Source organism: Roseovarius pelagicus (assembly GCF_025639885.1).
Taxonomy (GTDB): domain Bacteria; phylum Pseudomonadota; class Alphaproteobacteria; order Rhodobacterales; family Rhodobacteraceae; genus Roseovarius; species Roseovarius pelagicus.
The window spans coordinates 39,587-60,070 of the sequence record NZ_CP106737.1; the positions used below are offsets into that span (position 1 = coordinate 39,587).

The window sequence follows — 20,484 nt, forward strand, 5'->3', positions numbered from 1 at the left end:
TTCAGGCGACGGATGTGGCGATCGGCTGCGAAAAATGCCGCATCACGTCCTCGGCAAAGTATTGCATCATGTCCAATGTTTCCTGATGCGTCTGGCCAAAGCCGCAGGACATGATGATTTCATCGATTCCGGTTTCCGCATAGAAACCCAGTCGGTCGATCATCTCGTCACGTTCGCAAATCAGAAGGCTCCGGCTCAGATCTTCCATTGAGCGGTTCTTGCGAATGGGCTCGATCTGGCCATTTTGCACAATGCCGGGACCGGTAAATACATTGTCGAACCGATCATAATAATCCGCCGCTTTTTCCAGCATGCGCTGTTTCTCGGCGGCGTTGCGAACAAGGAAAATGCTGCGCTGAAGCGAAAGGCTGGTCTCCTTACCTGCAGCGCGCGCCTTTTCTTCGCCGCGCTTAAAGGCGTTGACCTGATCCAACAGTACAGCATCATCAGCAGCAAGTGGTGTCGTCTGCACAAGGTATCCCTTGCCGGCCACAGCTTCGATACCACCCGGAGCCATCACAGCCAGCATGAGGGGAATTTTACCTTCGGGGCGGGGCATCACGGTAAGCGGTTCAAAATTGTAATGGGTACCGTTCCAGGAAACCTCTTCCTCAGCTAACAGTTTTTCTAGTACTTGTAAGGATTCATCGAATACTTCCCGGCTCTGCGAAATGTCTCGGTCGAGGCGCCCTAATTCATAGCCGAACGCCCCACGCCCAACACCGACAACCAACCGATCGTCGCATAGGGCCTGAGCCTGAATGATCTCGCCCGCAAAAATACGCATGTCATGCAGGGGCAGCACACAAATCGAAGTGACCAGTTTAACATGCTTGGTTAGCGACGCGATGCGTACGGCCAACTGCAACGGTGCTGGCACCAGCAGGATGTTGATCAAATGGTGCTCAGGGATCGATACTCCCTTGTAGCCCAGATTGTCCGCATGGACCGCTTGATCAATCATGTTCTGATACATTTTCCGACCGCCATAGGACGGATCAGGCAGATAGCTCGATAGAAAGTGATTAAAGTCCATCTTCGTGGCTCCTTCGGTACAAAAAGACTGTCCATTCAGCCAACATCGGCGTTCCAGTCGATCCAGTGGCGCGGGGCCAAGGACAGCGCAGCCACCCGTCCACCATCAGGCGTGTCGCAATACAGGCCGCTGACACCCGCCTGCTTTTCACGGAAATACCGGCTCAACATACCCGAGGGCAGTTCACCCGGCACCAGATCCCAGGGCGCGTCGTCGGCGCCCAGGAACACAAGCTCTGTCCCATCCATCAAAGTCTGGACGTGTGCGCCCTGATTTTCGGGCGCACCCTCAAGCCGCATTGTGTAGACCATGGTCGTGGCCGCGGCACCTGGCTCCTGATAGACTGAATAGACAAAATCCGCCTCGGCGCTCAGCCCAAACCGTGTAAAGAGCTGGGACAAGGCAGCACCATGTCGCGTATCTCCCGTCAGGGAGACCGACGGCACCTCGTAATGTTGGGCACCCGGACGACGCAACAGCATGACCTTTCCGGCATGCTCCAACAGACCCGCCACTCGCAGAGCCGAGCCGCTTTCTTCCAGCGTTTCCTCTGCCAGGCCAAAGGACACATAGCGTCCTCCGTGAAACCCAAGCGGCCGCCCTGCGCCGGTAGCGAATTGCACGACGCGCCCAATCAGAATCAAATGGTCACCGGCAACCACCTTTTCATGCGCGTCGCAGATCAACGTTGACAAGCTGTGCCCGACATATGGCACGTCACTACCATGCAGACCCGAGATCGCAGCGCTCTTTTCGGCCCCGGGTGAGGCAAAGACCGTCGAGAGATGCTTTTGCCAGTCACCCAGAATGTTGATCGAAAAGGATTTACTGGCCGCGAATTCCTCGTAACTGGCCGCCTTATCCCCCAAACAGACCAGCACAAGCGGCGGGTCCAGAGAGACAGACGTAAACGAATTGGCTGTAAAGGCACGCGGCACGCTATCACTGCCCCGAGTTGCGACAATCGTCACCCCGGACAGAAAGCTGCCTAGAATGTCGCGCAATTCACGCTTGTGAACCTGCGCGGCATCAGTCCAAACGGTGGCGATCATCAGAATTCTCCTTCGTTCATCAGGGCGGTCAGGCCGTGACCCACCAACGCTCGATCGCCTTCATACCATCCATTGGCAGATCCCGGTTGACCGCCTCCGGCGTTCCGACACCATCAGACAGGCCCAAAACATAATTCATGAACATTGGCACAACCGTGCCGCCATCCTCATGGAGGACCGCCTGCATCTCTGCGTACATGTTTTTGCGAAGGCTCTCGTCGAACTCTGTCCGGGCAGTGACAAGTAGTTCGTTAAACCGGCCGTTCTGCCAGTTAGTATCGCCGAACGACGCACCCTCGGCGTAAATCAGCGAAAAGATCGCATCAGGCGTAGGGCGTCCCGTCCAGTAGCACATACAAAAAGGCTTCTTGGACCAGACATTGCTCCAGTATCCATCATTGGGCTCCCGGACGACGTTGATATCGATACCTGCCACAGCCGCCGATTCACGGAACAGGACCGCCCCGTCCACCGCACCGGCAAAAGCCGCATCCGCTGCTGAAATGTCCAACGAAATCGTGTCAAACCCTGCTGCTTTCAGGTGAAACTTTGCCTTGTCCGGATCGTAGAGTCGCTGTTCCAGCTCAGAATTCGCAAATTTCTGGCTGGCCGGAATAGGATGATCGTTACCAACAGACCCATGACCACGAAGCAATGTTTCCACCCACTGTTCACGGTTGATCGCATACTTGAGCGCCTTGCGCAGATCGAGATTGTCGAACGGCTGAACATTTGTCAGCATCGGCATGGTGGCGTGCTGATACCCCTCGACCTCCATGATGCGAACGCCCGCCTTGCGCTGAAACAGAGACAAGGTTTTCAGATCGACCCGGTTCATGGCGTCGATCTGTCCAGTCAGCAGGGCGTTTTGACGCGCAGTCACATCGTTGATCGCGAGCAGATGAACCTCGTCCGCATGGGCACGACCCTCTTTCCAGTAATTCTGGAAACGGGTCGCTTCGGCGCTGACACCAGCCTCGAAATGCTTCAACACATAGCCGCCGGTTCCAAGACCAGACTGCCAGTCGACCGTGCCGTCGTCGTTGGTCGGCATGATGCCGACATGATAATCTGACAGAAGCACCGGAAGGTCGACGTTGCCTTCCGCAAGGGTGATACGCAACGCATCGCCGTCGGCCCGAACCTCCTCGATCTGCTGAAAGATGGATTTGGCCAACGAGGTCGATTCAGGCCCACGATGATGGTTGATCGAAGCGATGACATCGTTCACCGTCATTGTTCGACCATTGTGGAATTCGACACCCTTGCGCAGTTTGAATGTCCAGACACGCGCATCACTTGAGGCATCCCAGCTTTCTGCCAGTTCGCCGGTGGGGTTCGCGTTTTCATCCAACTCTACTAAGCCGTTGCGCAGACCACCATAGGTCAATAGCATCATGAAATCATCCCAGGCCAGGCCGGGATCAAGGCTATCTGTGGTGTTAGCCCCCGCCAACCCAAAGCGTAGAGTCCCGCCCCTTTGCGGTCCCTCTCTGGAGAAAGCCGGCGACGCACCGATCCCGCCGAGCAAGCCGGTCATAGCCCCGCCCCCCAGCCCCTGAAGAAACCCGCGCCGGGGCATGCCAGTATGAGATTTGCGATCCCTTGTCATTGTCTTCCTCCTCCACAGACAATTACCGTACATATGTACGATTTTTCCAAACCGTACAAATGTACAGTCATAATTGTCAAGCGGCATGTGCAAAGATGACGCGACAAGTTTGCTTGCGCTTTTGGCGTGAGCCGTCCTAGATGTTGTCTATGTCTACAACGCGCACCCGCACAAAAAACTTGCCCCCCGAAGAGCGCAAAAAGCAGATTATTATCGCGGCGCTGACCTGTCTGGGCCGCGATGGGCACGCCAAGCTGACTGCTCGGAAACTCGCCAAGGAAGCCCAAACCTCTCTTGGAAATATTACCTATCACTTCACCGACATGCGCGAGATTCTGGTTGAAACCTACCGATATGCCTCCCGCCGCCTGCTTGAAGCATCTGAAAGCAGCCTTGGAACCTCGGATCTTTCCGCACAAGAGCGCTTACGCACTTTTTTGGAGGCAGGGTTCAGCGAAGAATTTCTGGACAAAGGCTATACTGCCATGCGCATCGACCTATGGTCAGCCGCGCTGCATTATGACGAAGTACGGCATGTCGAACGCGAACTTTATCAAGGCTATCGTGATCAGCTTTCAAATCTGATTGCTGCCGTCCGGGCAGAATGTTCCGACGGCTTTGGAAACCATATCTCTTTGGTTGACGTCATTATGGCGACGCTTGATGGTCTTTGGCTAGACTGGATGCGCCGTGAAGACAATCTGTCCGTGCGCGCCGCTTTGGACCTCTGCATGCAACTTGCACTTGCTCCGCCCCTTACCCCCGAGGGGGGTAATTAACGGAAGAATCGCAGCGTACGTCAGTGTCTGAATTTCGGACGGTAGTTCACGATGACCCGGTGTCCGCCTAACCGAACGATCAGTCGCTTAGGGAAACGTCGCACGACCGTGGCATTGCGTTGCTATTACATGAGGATATCAAGCATGTCCCCATTCGCATCGACTGCCCACCATAGCCAGAATTTTACGCCACTGATCGCGCATTGGCGTTATCATGGCGCTAGTAGCCTGAGATTCAATATCTCTCGCGTCTCTGCGGGTGTCGCAACTTGGAAACCCATATTTTCAAGAATTGAACGTCCCCGCTCGACAAGCTGCCCGTTTGTCGCGAACACTCCGCGCGACAGATAGAGGTTGTCCTCCAGTCCGACGCGCACGTTGCCACCCAACAGCGCCGCTTGCGCCAGCATCGGCATCTGATTTCGACCCAGACCAAAAGCGGCCCAGACTGCATTCTCAGGCAAAAGACCGCGATGATACAGGACCGTCTCCGTATCCGTCGGCGCGCACCATTTGACGCCGGTTACCATTTGGATCAGGGGCGGGCCGTCGATCAAGCCTTCGGAAATGAGCTGCTTGGAAAATTCGATATCTCCGGCGGAAAACACCTCAAGTTCCGGTTTAACACCAAGCTCTTGAAAGCGTTTTGCAAGGCCGCGAAGCGTGCGTGTCGTATTGAGGTAGACATACTCCAGGTCACCTTCGATCTGGTTCCCCGTGGTCACGTCGATTGACGCAATTTCAGGTAGCAGTTGCTCGATATGAGCGACGCGGTCTGATAGATTGGCGACATCACTTTCGGGCAAAGCCTTGCTTTCATCCTCGGGGTTCGGCAGAAAAACAGCGCCTGCACCACAGGTTATGTTCAGGACGATATCAACACCGGTAGCTCGGATACGTTCCACTGGGATTGCCAAGTTGATCACGGCCTTGCGTCGGGATAGGCGATCATCATGAGAACTCCACCAACAATGCCGCGCCTGAAGGGCTTTCGTTTTCCCCACGAGATCATCTCCTATGCCGTCTGGGCTTACCATCGGTTTGCGCTCCGCACGGCCGCTGTCGAGGATCTGCTTGCTGAGCGTGGCGTGGTCGTCAGCCGGGAGACCATTCAGCTATGGGTAAACCGGTTCGGTCCCCATTGTGCCAACTGCATCCGAAGGGATCGGCCGACACCTGCGGACAAGTGGCATCTTGACGAGGTGGCGGTGCCGATCAATGGCGTGAAACACTGGCTTTGGCGGGTGGTCGACGCAGACGGAGCTGTGCTCGACATTCTCGTACGGCCACAGCGAAACGCGAACGCCGCGCGACGTTTCCTGAAGCGGCTTGTCGCCCAATTTGGCCACTCGCGCATTGTGATCACAGACAAGCTCCGCAGCTATTTCAAGCCAGTCCACGATTTTGCGCCGAGCGCAGATCATCGCGCGCACAAAGGCCTCAACAATCTGATCGAAGGGTCACACCGGCCGACGCGGCGACGGGAAAAGATCATGGGAAGGTTCAAATCGCCGAGGCAGGCGCAAAGGTTCCCTGCTGCCCACGACCAGATCAGCATCATCTTCCGCCCCCGCCGCTATCGACTTTCCACCATATCCTACCGTCATGCCAGAGTTGATGCCTTCGGCCTGTGGGACGATTATGCCGCCGAGATGACGGCCTGATTGCGAGAAATCACCACTCTTGCAATCTACGTCAAACAACTTGGCAATACCGTCCAGACCTGCATCGTGCATCTTGAAGTGGTCCGGCTTTTTCGGGCAGGTTGCGGCTCTGCTAAGATGCATCCGGGTTAGGTTTCATACTGCTGCGGACGGAGTTGTCACGTTAAACGGGCTGCGATTGCCTGCTCCCTAATTGCAACGTAGATCGCAGCGATGCAGGCACTATCCATCACCTACAAGCGGCACCGGTTCCCGCCCTTGATCATCGCCCACGCGGTCTGGCGGTATGTCCGCTTCAATCTGAGCCTGCGTGACGTTGAGGAATTGCTGCTCGAATGTGGTATCGACGTGTCCTATGAAACCGTTCGGCGCTGGACGACCAAATTCGGGCCGCAGATCGCGAGGAACCTGCGGCGGCGCTAGCGCCGTCCTGGCGATGCCTGGCATCTGGATGAAGTCGTGGTGAAGATTGCGCCCTGGTCATTCTGGCTCTGGCGTGCCGTCGATCAGGACGGTGTTGTCTTGGATGAAATCCTCCAGCCCCGGCGGGACAAGCGCGCGGCAAAGCGGCTCTTGGTCAGGCTGATGAAACACTGGGGCTTCGTTCCCAGACGGATCATCACAAACAAGCTTCGCTCCTACGGCGCCGCCAAACGGGATGTCGCCCCCGGCCTTGATCATTGGTCGCACAAGGGGTCCAATAACCGCGCCGAGAACAGCCACCTGCCCTTTAGGAGACGAGGGCGGGTAATGCAAGGCTTCCGATCTCTGGGTGGATTGCAGCGCTTCGTCTCCATGCAATCCGCAACCCGCAATTGTTACTCCGCCCCAGCCCGCCGCCGTTCCGCTCTTACCATACGCTACCATCGCCTCGAAGCTTTCGAGGCGTGGAAAACCGCAGTAAACGTCGCTTAATTTCCATCTGCTCCCAAACTTGCAGACTGGACGAGTTAATGTGACAACACCGATCCTCGGCGTCTGCCGTGCTAAGCGCGAAGCGATGATAGACCCATACGGCATAAGCCCAGACTTCACGAGGGAAACGGTAGTCCTTCAGGCGCGGAAGCTCAACTGGCATCTTCATGACAAAACGCTCGACGCACCCAAGGTCCGGCAGCAAGTTGGGAATGCCACTTCAGGGGATGGTTAGTCGAAATTATCCAATACAGTAAGTCGTGGCGGTGCGCAGCATAAACTGAAGGATAATTACCCCTAACGATAAAATTACTTGAGATATCTCGCCTTTTGATTTATTCTTACTGCTAAAGGTAAGGGGCGCGCCGTGGCAACTGAAAATGAGCAAATGCTTCTTGCCAATGTCGGGCGGCGCATCAGGGCAACGCGTGTTAAGCAGAGCCTCAATCTTGACCAGCTCGCGCGGCTCACTGGTATCAGCGCTCCGGCATTGTCACTGATCGAGACGGGGAAGCGCGATGCCAGGCTGACGACTGTGGCCAAGATCGCTGCGGCGCTGCGTGTACCTCTCTCGACCCTAATGGATGATACACCTTCGGGCTCGGACGCTAGGACGAACGACGCGGCGCAAGGCTATGACCTTGGGGATTACCAATGACCGCTTCGGTTCCGATCTGGTTTGATGCGCTTCAAGTGGGACACGTTGATGTTGCCACTGATGGCACGCTGTCTTTGCGCTACGACGAGCGATGGCTGCAGACTTCGGGCGCGTTTCCGCTCTCGGTCACCATGCGATTGCGCGCTAAACCCTATCCGTCCGAGGTTATCTCGCCTTGGCTTGCGAACCTTCTTCCCGAAGAAGAGCAGTTGCAGATTATGACGCGCTCTCTGGGGCTGAATCAGGGGGATGTGCTAGCCGTGCTGACAGAAATTGGCGGCGATACTGCAGGGGCGCTGTCTTTCGGGGAGCCTGCGGATCCCAGCCGCTGGGCCTATACGACGCTGACGCAGTTTTACGACACAGACGATGGGGCCGAAGCCCTTGAGCGCCACTTCGCTGATCTTGGCCGCAGACCATTTCTGGTCGGCGAAGAGGGGGTGCGCCAGTCCCTTGCCGGTGACCAGAAGAAGTCGGCTTTGGCCGTTCTGGACCCGGACGGGGTGCCTGTGCTGCGCTTGCCCGGCCCGAATGACAGGCTTGCTATTCCCCTCAACGGTGCCCCGTCTACACTGATTGTGAAACCGGATAACCCCAATCTGCCCGGCATCACCGAGAACGAGGTCTGGTGTCTGCAGATAGCGCAGGCCATCGGCATCGAAGCTGCGCAGGCAACGATCCTCAAGGCATCTGGCCGCACGGCGATCGGCGTGTTGCGCTATGATCGCAGGCTTGGGCGGAACGGCCAGGTTCTGCGGCTTCACCAAGAGGATTTTGCACAGGCCAATGGCATTCCTCCTGGGCGGAAATATGAACGTGGCACCCTGCGCGGGCTGGACCTCAAGGCCTTGTTGGAGACCGGACGGAACGTCAGCGCAAACGATGCCTTGGCCCTGCTTGATCAGGTTGTCTTCAACATTCTTGTGGCCAACACCGATGCCCATGCCAAGAACTATTCGCTGATCCTGCCGGTTGCGGCCGCGCCGCGGCTTGCGCCGCTTTACGACGTATCCTCTGTCCTGACTTGGCCCCACGTGGTGCAAAGTTACGCCCAGAACATCGCAGGCAAGAGGCGTACTCCGGACATGATCGCGGGGCGGCATTGGGAGAAAATGGCCCGAGACATTGGCTATCGACCGACCGATGTCCGAAAGCGGATTCAGGAACTTGTCGACAAGTTGGTGGCATGCAGGATGAAGGTCACAACCGAGGTGGCAGCACTTCAGGGTGCGACAGCGGGCTATGTCACGCAAACTGCGGAAGCCGTCGAAGGTAATGCGATGCGCATGGCCGGAAGGCTGTAGATGGTTGGAAGCCTCGACTGACCTTTTATGTGCGCCAGGGGGAAAGTTGCATTAATCATCAGGTTTTGACAACTTTGTGCCTTTGAGGTTGATGATGTCACGCAGGTCTCTGTTCAAACACCATCGCTTTCCACGTGATGTCATTTTGTGCGCTGTGCGGTGGTACTTGCGCTATCCGCTGTCCTACCAGGACGTGGTCGATCTGATCGCAGAGCGCGGGATCACCATCGATCGGTCGTCCGTGTATCGGTGGGTTCAGAAGTTTGGACCCGAACTCACCAAGCGAACAGAGAAACATCTGCACCGCGCCAGCCTTGATTGGCATGTGGATGAAGCCTACGTCCGGGTCGGCGGCAAGTGACGATATCTTTGGCGCGCCGTCGACGCGAACGGTCAAATGATCGACTTTCGCCTCACCGCAAGACGAGACGCGAGAGCTGCCAAGGCCTTTCTCAACAAAGCCATTGAACGTGTTCGGCTCCATCGGCCGGTCACTATCATTACAGACAAAGCGCCGACTTATCGTCGTGTCATCCGCGAGATCAACCATCGATACGACCCGCACTTTGACAGCATCAAACACATTGATCGTAAGTGGCGAAACAACCTAATCGAAAGCGAACATGCCGCCATGAAGCGGCTCCTTGGCTATCGCCAAAGCTTTCGGTCGTTGCGAACAGCAAAGGCGACCCTAAGCGGAATTGAAACCATCCGAACCATCAAACGCAGCCATATCCAAAACAAGCAACCAGGCGTCAGTGGCGAGATTCAGTTCGTCAGCCAGTTGTTCGAAGCAGCTTGATATGACGGACTGACTTGATACTATTCTTACTGGCGTCAGTTAATGCAACAGTCCCTTCGGTCAGCCCCCGATCAGGTAACGACTGCCAGTTTCTTGTCTGAAGGCTGGACAAACTCCGGCATGATATCAGCAGCGAAAAGTCGGATCATCTGCATGCAATCCTTGTGACACGGACCAAATCCGAGATTGATGCTGACCCGATCGATCCCCATGTCATGGAATGGCATGAGCCGCTCAACCATCTCTTCGGCAGAACATATCAGGAGGTTCTCGCCCATCTCTTCGACGGTTGTTCCGTTGTCTAGAGCCACGGCACGGCCATTCTTCACGATGCCCGGGCCGGTGAAGACGTTGTCAAATCGCTGCCAGTGTTCGTGTGCCATTTCCATTTTCGATCGTTTGTCAGCCTCGTCGTTGACGATAAAGGCCCCACGCGAAACTGTCAGCGTCAGGTCTTCGCCTGCCGCTCCCATTTCGTCCTTGGCACGGCGAAACGCATCAACCTGCGATTGGAAGTGCTTGAAATTACCGTGCAGCGGCGTGGTCAAGATATTGAAGCCACGCTTTGTGCAATGGTAAATTGCCTCGGGCTTCAGCACGGCCATCAGCATACGCGGCCCGCCCTTACGCAACGGGCGCGGCATGACGGTAAGCGGTTCGAACTTGTAGTACTTTCCGTCCCAAGAAACTTCTTCTTCGCTCAAAAGAGCTTGCAGAACATCCAAGGATTCATCAAACCGTTCGCGGGTCTCCTCCATCGGAACCCCAAGGCGCTCCATTTCGTAGGCATAGGCACCGCGGCCGACCCCCAAAACCAAACGCCCCTCGCAGAAGATGTCGGCCATCACGACCTCACCCGCGTAGCTGCGCATGTCATGCAGCGGGAGAACGACCACACCGGTCAGGATTTCGATATTCTTGGTATGTGCGGCGATCTTGACCGCAGCAGTCAACGGCGCAGGGTTCACACCGAGCTCAAGCAGGTGATGTTCGGTCATAGAAACCGACGCATAACCCAACTCGTCGGCCAGTATGGCTTGGCTGACCATGCTGTTGTAGAGATCATCGCCACCCTTGGTTTTGTCATGGTGATCCATGGAAAAGTGGATATCAAAATCCATCGAAATATCCTTTCAGTCGCAGATACTTGGGAGTGTTATCGAGATTCCGATTAATTCGCAGAAGTTCGGGTCGGCCAAATTACCGGCCTCAGACCGGCTCGTGTATGACGTTCAGGTAGCGATAGCCGCCGTCGTGATACGCCAACGGATATCGCCTTTCAGTCCCGACAGCGCACACTTCGCCGACAAAGATCTTGTGGTCGCCGTGGGAGGTCACCGACGATATCGCGCTGGCAAAGAACGTGGCTCCGGGAAAGCGTGGGGCCATTTTGGGCACGTCGATAAAGTCGATATTGCTGAAACGATCAGGCAGCGTATCATCGAACTCACCGCTGAAGATGCGCGCATGAAAATGCAATTCCTCGGGCAGGACGTTGATTGTAAAACAGCCGTTTGCTTCGACTTTGCGCGCGAGGCGACACTCGGCAGGCAGGCATATCAGCACGCTTGGCGGCGCCGCTGCGACCGAGTTGAAGCCATTTACGGTGCCCCCGTAGCGCCCGGCAATCCCGTCGGTGGTCACGACAACCACGGAATTTGCGACTTGCCGCATCGCGGCAACGAAGTCTTCCAAGGTGGTAGTTTGGATGTCTTCAAGCATCTCATTACTCAATTTTTGGACCGTCGACATTCGACTTTCGTTTTCCGGGTGCGCGATCAAGCATAGGGGCTTCCCGAATGCGCTCACCGGCATCTGAAGCGTGTCTGAACAATTGCACCTTTGTCACCAAGTGAAAAACGAAACTTTTTGCGACTTCGGATCATATTTTCAAATACATATACGCCGGTAAATCCCTGGATGGCGGGGTTTCATGCAAGTCGTGTTTTTGAGTATTTCCCATCCAAAGCAGGATTTGCCTCAGGACGAGCGCCCGGCCCGCTTTGGCTGTGTTTTCCTCGCTTCGCCGGCGATGAAATGCGTTCGGAAGATCATTTCAGCCTCGGACGCTTTGATTTATTGTCCCGAAAACGGTTATCGGGTACGTTTGAATTGAAGAAAAGCGAATGAAAATGTGGCGCTGAATCAGGTTTTTTCGATTGCCGATCAACCTAGTCGTTCATCGCCCCGAACGTAACCGCGCCATTGAGACCGCAGCTTATGCGGCTTGACTGTCGGTTGTGGATGCCAGCCGCGCCCAATTCCATGAAGAAATAGCTCAGGTCGAAAGAGACCTTTACGATCGCTATCGCTAGGACTTTGCCGAACTGGTGTCAGAGGCAATGCCCGCGAACAGTCACGATCTCGACAGGTGCGTCGACACGATCATGCCCGCGCTCGACGGGCTCTGGCTTGACTGGGAACGGCGCCAAGACGACAAGTCACTGGTGAATGTGCTGGACGCATGCATGATGCTGGCGACGCACTAGGGTCATGGCACCACTCTGGATTTTGACGCCGTGAACAGCGCAGACTGCGGTCAAATGGAGATAACATCTACTTGCTTACCCAAGTGGCGATACAATCCTGCACGCTTGAGAAAGCAATTCAAAATAGGTCCCAACGTGTCCGAAAGGCAGCGTTTTTCTTATCTATTTCTTTTGCAATGCGCTTGAGATCGACCAGAATGGGCGGGAACCATTCGGTCTCGATGAGCTGCTCATTGTATGAAACCCAGACAGAACGCCTGAAGGTAGCGACATTCTGAACCGCGAACAGATCTTCGTTTTCGACCTGATCGAATATCATGCGTGTCGGAAAATATGCTGAACCTCCCTTGCGTTTGATCCAGCTGTGCGCCCATGATCCATGGTTTATCGTGATCGGAGGCGTAATCTCTTCCGGCTTGATCTTGGCATGCTCCATCCCGAAATCGGGCCCCCATTCGATATAGGTGTATTCGGGGTGCCAATCCGATCGCTCGCGAGGTTCCGTGGAAACCAGAACCAGGTTTTCCTCGAACAGAAATTCGACCGTGACATTGGCGCGCCGCCTTGCGTCATACATCACGGCAGCGTCGTAGATGCCTTGTGCCAAACACGCATTCAACTTGTCGGCAGGCTCGTTTTCGATCAGCAATGACAGGTCGTTGCGACTTTGGGTGATCCCGAGGATCCAGTCTTCAACAAGACCCTGCCAAAGGCCAGCTTCCCCTCCAAGCCGAAACTGCGTCGTCACACCTTGAGGCAACGTAACCTCCTGCTGCGCCTGTTGCCAAATCTGAATCAACATCTCCGCAAACGGTCGAAATTGCGTCCCCGCCACAGTTGGCGTCACGCCCGAACGGCTTCGCAAAAAGAGCTTTTGCCCCAGCTTCTCTTCGAGTGAATTTATCCGCATGGTCACGGTGGATTGCGTTACGTTGAGGACTTCTGCGGACCAATTGAAGTTCCTGTGCTCAAGAACTGCCAGAAAAGTTTTTGCCAAGACAATATTCATGGAAATCAAGCCATCCTTCGCGACAAAACGTTCATTTACTGCCTGCTTTGGCTTTGCAAGTGTCTCCTGGTGGCGTCGGTAACGTTACCAAACGAAACCAGTGGACTCGGTGAGAGTGCGCGAAGCGTAAGGTACGATTTTTTTTCGCGGGGCATCCCAACTGTTTAATGTAGTTTTCACCAGCGTGCACCGCAAAAATGTTTCCGCCAGTCGCGCCACGATTGAGAGGCCCAAACAGCTGTCGGGCGTGGCCAGCTCCGAGGCGGCGCTCTGTTTGACATCCGGCCCCGGTCTTCGCCTCGACAGGCCGTCTCGCGCCTCCCGAGTGAAAGAGGCTACAAACCGCTGTCGGATGTATGGGATGCAACGAGATCTTCCATGGAAGCCACCGGAGGGCGAGGGGCGCCGCATGCCGCAGCACCCACAATTTGGCCATTCAACACCATTATGCAGGTTCTTTTCCTGTCGCGCGCTCCGGCGCTGCGCCCGCTGGTTTCGCGAAATGCGGCATCACCTCTTCCGCAAAGCGTTGGATCATTTCCATGCACGCTGCGTGGTTTTGGGTGAAACTGATATCCAGGCTTACCCGGTCAACCCCAAGCTCTTGAAACGGTGCAAGACGGTCGATCATCTCGTTGGTCGAACAAATGATCATGTTTTCAGCAAGCTCTTCCAATGTCTGCTTGCGCGGCAAAGCCTTGGCTAAGCCATTCTCGACGATGCCGGGTCCAGTGAACACGTTATCGAACCGTTGCCATAAATTGTCCGCCGTCTCCAGCAGCGCTTGCTTTTCCGCGTCGTTCTTGACCAGAAACGCCCCGCGCGCCGCCGTCAGTTTAAGCTCCCTGCCCGCTTCCCCCATTTCGTCTTTGGCGCGAAGGAACGCGTTCACCTGGCCATTAAAATGCTGGACGTCGCCATGCAGCGGAGTGGTCAAAATGTTGAAGCCACGTTTTGTGCTGTGATAGATCGCCTCCGGCCTTAACGCCGACATCAACATACGCGGACCACCCCGCTTCTCCGGACGAGGCATAATCGTAAGAGGCTCAAAATTGTAGTAATTTCCCTTCCAGGACACCTCTTCTTCGCTCAGCAGCGCCTGCAGGACATTAAGCGATTCATCAAATCGCTCTAGGGTTTCGTTCATAGGTACCCCTAGGCGCTCCATCTCGTACGCATAGGCCCCGCGCCCCACCCCCAGCACGAGACGGCCATCACAGAAATAGTCGGCCAGGACGACTTCACCGGCATAGGTGCGCATATCGTGCAGTGGTAGCACCACGACACCGGTCAGGATCTCCACATTCTTGGTTTGCGCTGCAATCTTGACGGCCGAAGTCAAGGGCGCGGGGTTGGCGCCGAGTTCTAGCAGGTGATGTTCTGTCACCGAGACAGAAGCATAGCCCAATTTGTCCGCGAGGATACACTGTCGAAACATGTCGTTGTAGATACGTTTACCACCATAGGCTTTGTCATGGTGATCCATCGAGAAGTGAATGTTGAAATCCAACTTGGGTTCCTTTCCTACAAAGAGTCCTTGCGATGGTACGATCGGAATCTTGCCACCTGTTTAGAGAAGTCGATTGACTTTGCGCCCGGGGATCGGTTCCGCTTGCTTCCTAGACACTGGCATTACACCGTGTCAGACAGCTACCCTTGCCGGGACAATTGGCGTCCGCCACTTCGCGGAGTTTGGGTCGACCTTGGAGGTCATCAATTGCCCCTTTCTGGTTAATCCGTTGCGTGTCACGGCCCCCTGCCCCTGGCTCAGCTGAGCGTTCAGGCATAGCGTTCAGGCGACCCTCGGCGAGCACAAAAGCGAATATTGCACCCTTCCTCTGGGTGGTAAAACGAAACTTTTCGACATCACGGATAGAAATTTTAGATTGAAGTTGGTGGGAAAATTGGCTCAATATTGTGATCTGCCCCCCCCTTTCCAATAGCCTGCAGCCACGGCGCCGAGTGTCCGGCATTGTCGCGCCTTTCATACAAGCAGCGCGCTTACCGCCATCTTGAATTTTGCGAGACAAAAAAATCCAGTTGACGACGAGTGGGCAGCTATCGTGCTCTATGCGAACAAAATCCGGGAACCCACCTGTGCCAGCATCGGACTCACCATGCTTGTGCGTCTGTGATTTCGGCTCGATCGTTCCAACCGTGGCGACGTTTGACCTTGTGTCACTGCGTCGACGGGTCGACGGCCCAAACGCCACGGCAGCGGAGAAGAGGACCTCGGGGCACAGTAATGTTAGACGACGAAGCTCTGAACATATGAAAACCGGCGTGCACTCGCCCGCTGATTATGGAACAAGCCAACGCAAACTGAGCAACCCGAGCTTCTGGAAAATCAGATGCGTCTCATTCTGACGAATGGAATACTGCACAGTGTTAACTTTCGGAGGATCAAGATGAATATTACGCTCGCGCGCACCTATCTGGCTGTTCTCGATCTCCGCAATTTCAATCGAGCGGCAGAGTACTTGAATGTCACTCAATCGACTGTGACCACACGTATCAATTCACTGGAAAGCCTGGTGGGTCAGCGACTCTTTCATAGGAGCCGTAGTGGCGTCGAGCCGACTGACGCGGGGCAACGCTTCCGCACATACGCCGAGATGATCATCCAGATCTGGAAGCAGGCCCAGCAAGATCTGCTACTACCAAACGCGCGATCGACCCAGTTCAAATTTGCAGCCGAATCAGCCCTTTGGCCCGGGTTGGCAAAGGATTTTCTGAAAAAAATCTACCGGGATAACGCCAACATCTCCGTGCTCGTCGAGAATAAATCTGCTGACGCCATCAACTCCTGCCTCGCTCAAGGCATCTACGACGCAGCCCTCCTATATGACGTCCGCCCTCGTACCAATGTTGTTTTTGAGTATCTGTTCGAGGAACAACTCGTTTTGGTTTCGACAACACCACGAACCCAATGCGTATGGCATCCGGAATATACCTATGTGGAATGGGGGAGAGACTTCGACATGGAACACGCCAAGATAAAGCCACCTGAAATTACCCCTCCGGTAATCATAAACTATGGGAATTGGGCCCTGGACTGGATCGAAGAACTCGGTGGGTCCGCTTATTTCCCCACCCGAATGATATTCGACAAGGTCGAAGAAGGAACGTTGCATGTGGTTCCCGACGTAAATCCGTTCACCCGTTCTGTCTGGTTTTCTTACCGAGAGAAGATGGCCGAGAATGACTGGTTCCCACAAATCCTGAATGACTTGAAAGAGATTTCCGAGAGGTTGAAGGAAAGAAACGCCGGGTTCATAAAAAAGTGGAAGTTACTCTAGAAGTACTCGGGTGTGAGGCCAAAGTTCTGACCGGTTTATTCCGCTGCGGAAGGTGCGGGAAGGCTTCATTTCAGGCAGTGATGCCCTCCTCCTTCATGGTGGGCTGACAGGCACTGGCCGAGACCAAGCCGTCATCCGACAAGCGACCTCAAGCCCCACCGGATGACCGGGGGTGTCGTTAAGCGGTTCGGCACGCATCCTCTCCGCGCGGATAGCTTCAAGCACGATATTGGCAGCATAATCACTACCTTCCAACCACTGAATCAACCTGGATACCGGCCAGATTTATCCCCTACCGCACCTACCAGAGATCGATCAAAATAATCAATCCGTACGCTTAGTTTTATTCATTTTTAATCCTAGCGACTCTGTTCGATAACCATACTTGGTAACAGTGAGCGTGCAGAGCAGGTGGCGCTATCCTGACAGCAGGAACTAAATGCGGCGCCGACGGAGCTAACGCAACGGCGGTTTTGTTTGAAAACGCGCATCGGCGGCGGAATTTCGCGAACCCTTGCACGTCACGCGAGCAAATTGGAGTCGGCCCTTATATGAGCGGAAATATGCAAGAAACGATCATCACCAACGTGGCGCTGTGGCGCGGCAAGAATGCCGAAATAGAACCCAATATGTCGATCCGCGTGCGCGGTGATCGGATCGCCGACGTCGCGCCTGCGGGCGACTTGCAGCCCTCAGTCAACGAGAAAGTGGTCGACGGCCAAGGAACAACGGCAATTCCCGGAATGATCGATGCCCATGTCCATCTCACGACCAACTCCGATTACTCCAAGGTCGTCGATAACTCGATGTACCGTGCACTTGTCCCGGGAACAGAGAAGCTGCTGCATGGCGTACGCAACGGCCTGCGCGCCTTAGCAGCCGGCTTCACGACCTTGCGCGTCATGGGCCATCGCGAAAGCGGCGATGTCGAACTGGCATCGATGATTGATCGCGGCCTACTGCCCGGCCCGCGGTTGCTGGTTGCACCTTGGGTGATTTCCATGACCGGAGGACGGGGCGACCTGTTCTATCCTGCCGCTTTGCCACGCCAACCCCTCGATACTGCGGACGGCGTAGAGGAATGTCGGAAACTGGTTCGATTGCAGCGCAAGCTTGGAGCCGGGTTCATCAAGGTGACCGCGAGCGCGGGATACCTTTCCGCCGACGACAAGGTTCACTGGCCGAATTACACCGTGGACGAACTGAAGGTCATTGTCAGCGAAGCCCATGATTACGACCTGAAGGTTGCTGCCCACGCTCATTCTCCCGAAGGCATAAAGCGTGCACTTTTGGCAGGTGTCGACACCATCGAGCACGGCACCAACATCACCGATGAACTGATTCAGATGATGGTCGATCAGGGGGCTTATTTGGTGCCAACACTGGCGATTGGAGATTCCATCGCGCGCAGAGGCTCAAAATCCGGCGTGCCAGCGCAGGGTCTGGAAAAAATGCAGGGGGACAACGATAGTTCCGGGCAATATGTACGCAGGGCAAAGGATGCGGGCGTAAAGATTGTCATGGGCACCGATTCTTCAGGCAATCTGTGCGAGTTCGGCGAACACGCGCGTGAACTCGAACTTTATGTCAAGCTTGGCATGTCCCCTGCCGAGGCATTGTTGACGACAACGTCTGTCGCCGCCGAGGCGCTGGGTATGGAAGATGAAATCGGCACTGTCGAAACAGGGAAATATGCTGATATCGTGCTGGTGAACGGCAACCCACTGAATGACATTGGATTACTGAACCGCGAGGGTGGTTTGCGAGCCGTCTTCAAGTCCGGGATTGACGTGACAAACCCCTGGCCGGCAATATTCTGACTGCGCGCGTTAGTACCCGTGGTCTGGCCGTGCCGCAGTCTTGCCCACCCCGGGCGCAGCACAGCTGCTCCAGCAGCACCTCCGCCGTAAAATGTGCTTTATATCCCACCGTGATCGCCCTCTCACTGAGAGATATTCGACAGTTCACTTTCCAATGTTCATGGGGGCGAAATCTATTTCGATAGCTCCATTTTCCGCAGAAATATCGGCACCCGACAAATCGGAATAGTTGATTTTTCGGGCGCAAAAGTTTCGTTTTAAAGATCAATTCTGACGCAGTATATTTTCATTGATCTCAATGCGCTGGTGCCCTCACCACCTTGATGACGTCCCAAGCTGGCCGAACCTGGCCCCAATCGCCTACGCAATCTCGTCTCGCCTCAACGGGCCTGATACTGTGGAGAACTGACATGACAATTGTGAACGCGGATCGAAATCAATTCATCAAAGCCATGCGCGATGTCGCGTGTTCAGTCACCGTCGTCACAACGGACGGCAACGCCGGGCGGCATGGCGCAACCGTCAGTGCATTCAATTCCCTTTCCGCTGACCCACCAACTGTTCTGGTGTGCCTGCGCAGCGATAGCCGCATCAGCCAGATGGTTACGGAAAATGGCTGTTTTACAGTGAACGTTCTGCCCGAGGAATGCCGCGATATAGCACGTACATTCGCCGGCGAATTCGATGCGGATTACCCTGATCGTTTCGAGGGGTTGAACTTGCTCGAGCTGGCCGGGCTCGCACCGGGAATTGAAAGCGCCACCATATTCACGGCCAAGATAGTAAAGGCCATAGACCATGGTAGCCATACGGTTTTCATCGGTGAGGTCGCTCATGTTGTTTCGGCTCGGAAACCGCCCCTGACCTATCATGACGGAGCCTATCGCGGGCTGCATTTCACCACCCCGTTCGCGACAAACTAGCAATCCCATCAATATCTTTTCGTACGTCCGGCCGATCGCGTGAAGCGAATTTACAAACGAGGAAAAAATGGAATTCGATCTTCATTTCACTATGGACTACCATGACAAATCTCACGGTGGCGATCGCATCTACAAGGACATGGTTGATCAAGCCATTCTGGCCGACAAGCTGGGATACAAATCTGTTTCCGTAACCGAACATCACCTTTTGGAAATCGGCGTCATGCCTGCGCCGCTGACGGCAGCGGTCAAGATTGCAGCCCACACGAAAAACCTTGAGATCATCACCGGCGTGGTTGTCCTGCCTCTTCACGACATGCGCATCTATGCCGGTGAGGTGATCGTGGCGGATATTTTCTGCGAAGGCCGTTTGATCCTTGGTGTAGGTCGCGGCGCCTACAAGTTTGAGATGGAGCGGCTGGACGTTCCGATGGATGAAGCCCGCGAGAGGTTCGATGAATCGCTCAATATCTTGCAGGCGCTTTTGTCCGAAGAAGAAGTGTCCTGGGACGGGAAATACTACAAATTCGCCCCCCTGACGGTCATGCCGCGACCAGTAACACCGGGTGGCCCACCCATGTTAATGGCGGTGCTCAACCCCGAAGCTATCTACCATTGCAGTAAGCGCGGGTTTAACATCCTGACCACGCCGCTTGCAGGTGACAAGATCCATTTCAAGGCGCAGGTGGATGCATTCAATCGCGGCAAGCAAGAACTGGAGGAGCAAGGCGATAAACTGCAACTGATCGTGTCCCGTTCCGGCCATATTGCAACATCAGAGGCACAGAAGCAGAAGAAACTGGAGCAAGCGCACCACCACTTCAGCCGCTTCGACAACATCTTCACTGGCCCGGTCATCGTCGATGCAGGCACGGTCCGTTCGTTGCCTCGCACGCAAACGATCGAAGAACTCGAACAGAACCTTCTGATCTGCCCACCCCAAGAAATGGTGGACCGTCTCGGACAGTTCTTGGATTTAGGAATCGATCGGATCAGCCTGAACATGAACTTCGGCCCTTCTCAGGAAGAGACCATGGAAACAATCCAGTGCATTGTGGAAGAAGTGATGCCGCATTTCTCAATTTCGCAAAAAAGCGCGACCTCAGCCGAAGCTTGATCAGG

Annotated in this window: 17 protein-coding genes and 3 pseudogenes; 11 read left to right on the top strand and 9 right to left on the bottom strand. The window is 55.1% G+C overall.

The features are described from left to right. Position 1: 1 nt before the first annotated feature. Genes N7U68_RS00165 through N7U68_RS00175 form a run of 3 tightly spaced genes read right to left on the bottom strand, consistent with a single transcriptional unit; the run spans position 2 to position 3,700 of the window. Positions 2–1,036, bottom strand: a complete 1,035-nt coding sequence (locus N7U68_RS00165; protein ID WP_263046712.1) for an LLM class flavin-dependent oxidoreductase — start codon at positions 1,034–1,036, stop codon at positions 2–4. A gap of 35 nt (positions 1,037–1,071) precedes the next feature. Next, the gene (locus N7U68_RS00170; RefSeq protein ID WP_263046713.1) at positions 1,072–2,088 is read right to left on the bottom strand and encodes a flavin reductase family protein; all 1,017 of its coding nucleotides are present in this window, start codon (positions 2,086–2,088) and stop codon (positions 1,072–1,074) included. 28 nt (positions 2,089–2,116) lie between these two features. Then, positions 2,117–3,700 carry an ABC transporter substrate-binding protein gene (locus N7U68_RS00175; protein WP_263046714.1) on the bottom strand — a complete coding sequence of 528 codons (1,584 nt, stop codon included), beginning with the start codon at positions 3,698–3,700 and terminating at the stop codon, positions 2,117–2,119. 149 nt (positions 3,701–3,849) lie between these two features. Here N7U68_RS00175 and N7U68_RS00180 point away from each other — a divergent pair, with 149 nt between their 5' ends. Continuing rightward, positions 3,850–4,479, top strand: a complete 630-nt coding sequence (locus tag N7U68_RS00180) for a TetR/AcrR family transcriptional regulator (protein WP_263046715.1) — start codon at positions 3,850–3,852, stop codon at positions 4,477–4,479. Between the two features lie 212 nt (positions 4,480–4,691). On the opposite strand, the gene N7U68_RS00185 is transcribed toward N7U68_RS00180, so the two are convergent. Further along, positions 4,692–5,384 carry a beta-keto acid cleavage family enzyme gene (locus tag N7U68_RS00185; protein ID WP_263046716.1) on the bottom strand — a complete coding sequence of 231 codons (693 nt, stop codon included), beginning with the start codon at positions 5,382–5,384 and terminating at the stop codon, positions 4,692–4,694. A 48-nt stretch (positions 5,385–5,432) separates the two neighbouring features. Here N7U68_RS00185 and N7U68_RS00190 point away from each other — a divergent pair, with 48 nt between their 5' ends. After that, positions 5,433–6,143 carry an IS6 family transposase gene (locus tag N7U68_RS00190; RefSeq protein ID WP_263046717.1) on the top strand — a complete coding sequence of 237 codons (711 nt, stop codon included), beginning with the start codon at positions 5,433–5,435 and terminating at the stop codon, positions 6,141–6,143. 213 nt (positions 6,144–6,356) lie between these two features. Continuing rightward, a pseudogene (locus N7U68_RS00195) lies at positions 6,357–7,058 on the top strand (IS6 family transposase). Positions 7,059–7,110: 52 nt separating this feature from the next. Here the strand turns inward: N7U68_RS00195 and N7U68_RS21115 are convergent. Beyond that, positions 7,111–7,227, bottom strand: a pseudogene (locus N7U68_RS21115) (IS6 family transposase); the annotation flags it as partial. Positions 7,228–7,425: 198 nt separating this feature from the next. On the opposite strand from N7U68_RS21115, the gene N7U68_RS00205 reads away from it, so the two are divergent. The 3 genes and pseudogenes from N7U68_RS00205 (at position 7,426) to N7U68_RS21120 (ending at position 9,822) form a co-directional block, all read left to right on the top strand. Further along, a complete protein-coding gene (locus tag N7U68_RS00205; protein ID WP_263046718.1) occupies positions 7,426–7,716 on the top strand; it encodes a helix-turn-helix domain-containing protein in 291 nt (96 codons plus the stop codon). After that, on the top strand, positions 7,713–9,020 hold the full coding sequence (locus tag N7U68_RS00210) for a HipA domain-containing protein (protein WP_263046719.1): 1,308 nt from the start codon (positions 7,713–7,715) through the stop codon (positions 9,018–9,020). Before N7U68_RS00205 ends, N7U68_RS00210 begins: the two co-directional genes overlap by 4 nt. 94 nt (positions 9,021–9,114) lie before the next feature. After that, positions 9,115–9,822 (top strand): annotated as a pseudogene (locus N7U68_RS21120) (IS6 family transposase). A 71-nt stretch (positions 9,823–9,893) separates the two neighbouring features. On the opposite strand, the gene N7U68_RS00225 reads toward N7U68_RS21120, so the two are convergent. After that, complete coding sequence (locus tag N7U68_RS00225) at positions 9,894–10,943, bottom strand: LLM class flavin-dependent oxidoreductase (RefSeq protein ID WP_263046721.1); 1,050 nt, start codon at positions 10,941–10,943, stop codon at positions 9,894–9,896. An 88-nt stretch (positions 10,944–11,031) separates the two neighbouring features. After that, the gene (locus tag N7U68_RS00230) at positions 11,032–11,604 is read right to left on the bottom strand and encodes a flavin reductase family protein (protein ID WP_263046722.1); all 573 of its coding nucleotides are present in this window, start codon (positions 11,602–11,604) and stop codon (positions 11,032–11,034) included. Positions 11,605–12,164: 560 nt separating this feature from the next. Here N7U68_RS00230 and N7U68_RS00235 point away from each other — a divergent pair. Continuing rightward, entirely contained in the window at positions 12,165–12,311 is a 147-nt protein-coding gene (locus N7U68_RS00235) for a hypothetical protein (RefSeq protein ID WP_263046723.1), read from the top strand. 118 nt (positions 12,312–12,429) lie between these two features. Here N7U68_RS00235 and N7U68_RS00240 read toward each other — a convergent pair whose 3' ends face one another. Both N7U68_RS00240 and N7U68_RS00245 read right to left on the bottom strand, forming a co-directional pair. Continuing rightward, entirely contained in the window at positions 12,430–13,320 is an 891-nt protein-coding gene (locus N7U68_RS00240; RefSeq protein ID WP_263046724.1) for a LysR family transcriptional regulator, read from the bottom strand. Positions 13,321–13,765: 445 nt separating this feature from the next. Then, a complete protein-coding gene (locus N7U68_RS00245; protein WP_263046725.1) occupies positions 13,766–14,830 on the bottom strand; it encodes an LLM class flavin-dependent oxidoreductase in 1,065 nt (354 codons plus the stop codon). Positions 14,831–15,728: 898 nt separating this feature from the next. Between N7U68_RS00245 and N7U68_RS00250 the strand changes: the two genes are divergently transcribed. From N7U68_RS00250 to N7U68_RS00265, 4 genes are all read left to right on the top strand, one after another. Beyond that, positions 15,729–16,619 carry a LysR family transcriptional regulator gene (locus N7U68_RS00250; RefSeq protein WP_263046726.1) on the top strand — a complete coding sequence of 297 codons (891 nt, stop codon included), beginning with the start codon at positions 15,729–15,731 and terminating at the stop codon, positions 16,617–16,619. 473 nt (positions 16,620–17,092) lie between these two features. Further along, positions 17,093–18,439: a metal-dependent hydrolase family protein gene (locus N7U68_RS00255; RefSeq protein WP_263046727.1), complete on the top strand. Its 1,347-nt coding sequence runs from the start codon at positions 17,093–17,095 to the stop codon at positions 18,437–18,439. 410 nt (positions 18,440–18,849) lie between these two features. Next, entirely contained in the window at positions 18,850–19,362 is a 513-nt protein-coding gene (locus N7U68_RS00260; protein ID WP_263046728.1) for a flavin reductase family protein, read from the top strand. Positions 19,363–19,429: 67 nt separating this feature from the next. Then, positions 19,430–20,479, top strand: a complete 1,050-nt coding sequence (locus tag N7U68_RS00265) for an LLM class flavin-dependent oxidoreductase (protein ID WP_263046729.1) — start codon at positions 19,430–19,432, stop codon at positions 20,477–20,479. The last annotated feature ends 5 nt before the right edge of the window (positions 20,480–20,484 follow it).

Bases quoted from the DNA above. Each gene is read 5' to 3' on its own strand.
- N7U68_RS00165 (WP_263046712.1), bottom strand. From the start codon at position 1,036: ATGGACTTTAATCACTTTCTATCGAGCTATCTGCCTGATCCGTCCTAT.
- N7U68_RS00170 (WP_263046713.1), bottom strand. From the start codon at position 2,088: ATGATCGCCACCGTTTGGACTGATGCCGCGCAGGTTCACAAGCGTGAA.
- N7U68_RS00175 (WP_263046714.1), bottom strand. From the start codon at position 3,700: ATGACAAGGGATCGCAAATCTCATACTGGCATGCCCCGGCGCGGGTTT.
- N7U68_RS00180 (WP_263046715.1), top strand. From the start codon at position 3,850: ATGTCTACAACGCGCACCCGCACAAAAAACTTGCCCCCCGAAGAGCGC.
- N7U68_RS00190 (WP_263046717.1), top strand. From the start codon at position 5,433: ATGAGAACTCCACCAACAATGCCGCGCCTGAAGGGCTTTCGTTTTCCC.
- N7U68_RS00210 (WP_263046719.1), top strand. From the start codon at position 7,713: ATGACCGCTTCGGTTCCGATCTGGTTTGATGCGCTTCAAGTGGGACAC.
- N7U68_RS00225 (WP_263046721.1), bottom strand. From the start codon at position 10,943: ATGGATTTTGATATCCACTTTTCCATGGATCACCATGACAAAACCAAG.
- N7U68_RS00235 (WP_263046723.1), top strand. From the start codon at position 12,165: ATGCCCGCGAACAGTCACGATCTCGACAGGTGCGTCGACACGATCATG.
- N7U68_RS00240 (WP_263046724.1), bottom strand. From the start codon at position 13,320: ATGAATATTGTCTTGGCAAAAACTTTTCTGGCAGTTCTTGAGCACAGG.
- N7U68_RS00250 (WP_263046726.1), top strand. From the start codon at position 15,729: ATGAATATTACGCTCGCGCGCACCTATCTGGCTGTTCTCGATCTCCGC.
- N7U68_RS00260 (WP_263046728.1), top strand. From the start codon at position 18,850: ATGACAATTGTGAACGCGGATCGAAATCAATTCATCAAAGCCATGCGC.
- N7U68_RS00265 (WP_263046729.1), top strand. From the start codon at position 19,430: ATGGAATTCGATCTTCATTTCACTATGGACTACCATGACAAATCTCAC.